The 714-nt window shown below is 65.3% G+C and carries 1 protein-coding gene; it reads right to left on the reverse strand.

From position 1 onward, the window contains the following. Window positions 1-714, reverse strand: a 714-nt coding sequence (locus tag F4V54_RS11025) for a hypothetical protein (RefSeq protein ID WP_150387161.1), incomplete at both ends; no start/stop codon positions are given.

Raw genomic sequence — 714 nt, forward strand, 5'->3', positions numbered from 1 at the left:
CCGGGGCGAACAGCTCGGCGCGCCCGATCATGCCGGCTTCGAGGCGGCCAGCACCATCAACAAGGCGCTCCGTGGCTTGGGCGCGCCACGCATCCGCATCCATGCCCGCGCGCACCAGCGCAGCTTCGAACACTCCTGGGTGGCCCAGTACCACCAGTGCGCCCACGTGACCAAAGCCAAGCGAGGTGAGTGCTACCGCCTTCACATTGCCCGCACCCAGATCAAGCGGGGAACGCAGCCACACCAAGTTCTTCGCCTTTGGTGCGATGAGCGGATCAACACAGTCCAGCGACGCATTGGGCGGCAGCTGGCCCGAGGCCAACACATCAATCAGGCCACCAATCTGGAACAGGGCAGCACCTGCCTTTGCGTGTCCGGTCAACGTCTTTTGGGAGATGACGTACATCGGCGCGTTCTCATCGCGGCCGATCGCCGGCCACAGCAGCGAGTGCAGCTCCGACTCATTCGGGTCGTTCGCATTCGTGGAGGTGTCGTGCTTGGACAGCACCGAGACGTCATTAGGCGAAAGCCCAAGCTGCGCCAGATTGCGGGCCAAGCGCGAGGACGTACCGCCACACGCCGCTGCCAGCACACCAATGCCTGGCGCGGGGATGGAGGTATGCGCGCCATCACCGAAGCTGGAGGCGTACGCCACCACGGCGTGCACCGGCAAGCCCAGCTCTGCCGCGAGTGAACCGCGTGCCAGCAGCAAGG

Origin of the sequence: Corynebacterium tuscaniense, from assembly GCF_008693065.1 — a bacterium.
Classification (GTDB): Bacteria; Actinomycetota; Actinomycetes; order Mycobacteriales; family Mycobacteriaceae; genus Corynebacterium; species Corynebacterium tuscaniense.